Origin of the sequence: Mesorhizobium sp. M4A.F.Ca.ET.050.02.1.1 (assembly GCF_003997725.1) — a bacterium.
Taxonomy (GTDB): Bacteria; Pseudomonadota; Alphaproteobacteria; order Rhizobiales; family Rhizobiaceae; genus Mesorhizobium.
Map to the genome: position 1 here is coordinate 1 of NZ_RZSG01000629.1, position 3,567 is coordinate 3,567.

3 protein-coding genes are annotated in these 3,567 nt (G+C 65.0%); 1 reads left to right on the forward strand and 2 read right to left on the reverse strand.

The genetic code is table 11. The features are described from left to right. The coding region (locus tag EOA33_RS28270; protein WP_190234393.1) for a 3'-5' exonuclease at window positions 1-1,895 on the forward strand (1,895 nt) is incomplete at its 5' end. A 6-nt stretch (window positions 1,896-1,901) separates the two neighbouring features. Here the strand turns inward: EOA33_RS28270 and EOA33_RS28275 are convergent. After that, window positions 1,902-2,948 carry an ABC transporter permease gene (locus EOA33_RS28275; RefSeq protein WP_127407138.1) on the reverse strand — a complete coding sequence of 349 codons (1,047 nt, stop codon included), beginning with the start codon at window positions 2,946-2,948 and terminating at the stop codon, window positions 1,902-1,904. Next, window positions 2,945-3,567: ATP-binding cassette domain-containing protein (locus EOA33_RS28280; RefSeq protein ID WP_145989320.1), on the reverse strand; the 623-nt coding region annotated here is incomplete at its 5' end. The genes EOA33_RS28275 and EOA33_RS28280, both read right to left, overlap by 4 nt.

Sequence of the window (3,567 nt, forward strand, 5' to 3'; positions counted from 1 at the left end):
ACACGGCCCAATACATGTGGCTGCGGCTCCTGGCGCAGCGGCCGCAATCCTCCCCCCTTGAGGGGGAGGTGCCCGCGAAGCGGGCGGAGGGGGTCGCCGCAGAAGGCACCGCCCGGTCATCGAGCACAGGGGCGTCGAGCACTGCCGCGAGGACCCCACCCGACCGGGCTTCGCCCGGCCACCCTCCCCTCAAGGGGGAGGGGAATTCCCGCCCGGCCACCGTCAACATCTGCTGCGTCGGCGATGACGATCAATCGATCTATGGCTGGCGCGGTGCCGAGGTCGACAACATCCTGCGCTTCGACAAGGATTTCCCCGGCGCCACCATCATAAGGCTGGAGCGCAACTACCGCTCGACCGCGCATATCCTCGGCGCCGCGTCGCATCTCATCGCCTTTAACGAAGGCCGCTTCGGCAAGACGCTGTTCACCGACCGAAACGACCCCGAAGACGACAAGGTGCATGTCCATGCCGCCTGGGATTCGGAGGAAGAGGCGCGCGCCGTCGGCGAGGCGATCGAGGCCTACCAGCGTCAGAAGCACAATCTGAACGACATGGCGATCCTGGTCCGCGCGTCCTTCCAGATGCGCGCCTTCGAGGACCGCTTCATCACGCTCGGTCTGAACTACCGCGTCATCGGCGGCCCACGCTTCTACGAGCGCATGGAAATCCGCGACGCGCTGGCCTTTTTCCGCGTAGTCGCCAACAGCGGCGATGACCTCGCTTTCGAGCGCATCGTCAACGTGCCGAAGCGCGGGCTCGGCGAAGCCACCATCCGTCAGATCCACGACACGGCGCGCGCGCTCCGTATCCCGATGCTGGAAGCTGCCGGCAACCTCGCTGAAAGTGACGAGCTGAAGCCGAAGCCGCGCGCCGCCCTGCGCGAGGTCGCGGCAAATTTCGAGCGCTGGCAGAAGGCGCTGGAGACCACGCCACATACCGAGCTCGCCGAGACCATATTGGAAGAGAGCGGCTACACCGACATGTGGAAGAACGACCGCTCGGCGGAAGCTCCGGGGCGGCTGGAAAACCTCAAGGAGCTTGTCCGCTCCATGGAGGAGTACGAATCGCTGCGCTCCTTCCTCGAACATGTGGCGCTGGTGATGGAGGCGGAGCAGAGCGAGTCGCTCGACGCGGTCTCGATCATGACGCTGCATTCGGCCAAGGGCCTTGAATTCGAGACAGTCTTCCTCCCCGGCTGGGAGGAAGGCCTGTTCCCGCACCAGCGAGCGCTCGACGAAGGCGGCCGCTCCGGGCTGGAGGAAGAGCGCCGCCTTGCCTATGTCGGGCTGACGCGGGCGAAGAAGAACCTGCACATCTGGTTCGTCTCCAACCGCCTCATCCACGGCCTCTGGCAATCGACGATCCCGTCGCGCTTCCTCGACGAATTGCCGGAAACCCATGTCGAGATCGCCGAGAGCGGCAATTCCTATGGCGGCTACGGCAACAACTATGGCGGCGGCTCGTTCGCATCCGGGCGCGGCGGCCGGCAAAACCCCTACGGCGCCTCGCGCTTCGACAATATCGGCGAGGAAAAATCCTTCTCAAACACCTATTCGACGCCGGGCTGGCAGCGCGCGCAGGCCAACCGCACCGAGGCCACCGACCGCAACTGGGGCACGCGCTCCGGCCACCAGGTCGAGCGCATCGGCTATGGCGAGACGGACTCAGGCTACGGCGCCGGTCGCACCTCGGTGAAGGGCCGCACCATCGACGGCGAGTTGGTCGCCAAATCCGTCGCCGACAAGCCGTCGGCCTTCAGCGTCGGTGACCGCGTCTTCCACCAGAAGTTCGGCAACGGCAACATTGCGGCGATAGAAGGCAACAAGCTGACCATCGACTTCGACAAGGCCGGCCAGAAACGCGTGCTGGACGGGTTTGTCACCGGCGTTTGAGTAGCCTCACCGATACCTCGCCTGGTTCCACTTATGGCCGAGCAGCGACAGGATGATGATCAGCCCGTTGAAGAACTGTACGTAGAAGCCGCTCAACCCCGCCGCCACGACACCGGTCTGGATGAACGACACGGTCACCGCGCCGATGGCGCCGCCGACCACCGTGCCGATGCCGCCCCAGGTCGGCGTGCCGCCGACGAACACCGAGGCCAGCACCGGCAGCAGATAGCCGTCGCCGGCCGTTGGCCACCAGGTGAAGTTGATCATCACCGAGAAGGTGCCGGCGATCGCCGCCCCGATGCCGGTGAAGACGAACACTTTCACCTTCACCAGCTTGACGTCGATGCCCATCTGCTTGGCGCTGTCCGGATTGTCGCCGACCACCCTCACCTGCGCGCCGAAGCGGTGGCGGTTGTAGAGCAGCGCCGAGAAAACGACGAAGGCGATGGCCCAGAAGATCTGCACCGGGATGCCCCAGAGCTGGCTCGAGAAGATCTTGTAGGCTGAGCTGTCGGCAAGGCCGGTCAGCGCCGTCGACCTGCCCTCGTTGATGATCTGGATCAGGCCGCGCAACAGGAAATTCATGCCGAGCGTGGCGATCAGCGACGACAGTCCGCCATAGACGACCAGCGAGCCGACCAGGAAGCCGAGCAGCGTCCCGGTGACCAGCGCGGCGGCGATGCCGAGGAACGGATCATAGCCGGCCTGCACGACCAGTGCGAAGACCCATGAGGCAAAACCCATCGTTGCCGGGAACGACAGGTCGATCTCGTCGCAGGTGACGACGAAGACCAGCGGCACGACCACGAACAGTGCAACGGGCAGCGTCGTCAGCACCGAGCTGTACAGATACCAGGTGGTGAACACCGTCGGATTGGCGATGATGAACACCGCCATCATGAAGATGAACACGCCGAGCGTGCCGAGCGCGGCGCGGTTGTCGATGACGAAGCCGCGCAGCCAGTGGTCGGATGGATGGCTCCATTCCTTGGTTGCCTGGCCGTTTGTTCTTCCCAGGGGAGATTGCAGATCGGGTTCCATGGCCTTGCTCATCGCGCTCCCTGCTCCGCTTCGCCCGCCTCGTGCAGTCCGGGCAGGCCGCCCGGATGCGCCACGTCTTCCATGAAGTTGATGAGATCTTCCGCCGACTTGATCTGGCTGCGGTCGGCGGTCAGCGCCACCTTGCCGCGGTCGAGCACCACGAAGCGGTCAGCAATGTCGAATACGTGGTGGATGTTGTGGCCGATGAACAGGATCGAGCGGCCGCTCGCCCGCACCTGGCGCACGAAGTGGAAAACCTTGGCGGTCTCGGTCAGCGACAGCGCCGTCGTCGGCTCGTCGAGGATGATCAGCTCCGCCTGCTTGTAGATGGCGCGCGCGATCGCCACCCCCTGGCGCTCGCCGCCCGAAAGCTGGCCGACGATCGAATGCGGCGTGAACACTTTCGAGGTGAAGCCGATCTCGCGCATCAACCGGCTTGCCTCCTCGATCTCCTTGCCGACCTTCAGCCAGCCCATGAAGCCGGTCAGCTCGCGGCCCATGAAGATGTTGCGCACGATCGTCTGCTGCACGGCCAGCGCCCGGTCCTGGAACACCGTTTCGATGCCGGCGTCGCGCGAGCGCCCTGCGCTCCATCCGCTGACCGGCTTGCCCCGCACCAGGATCTCCCCGC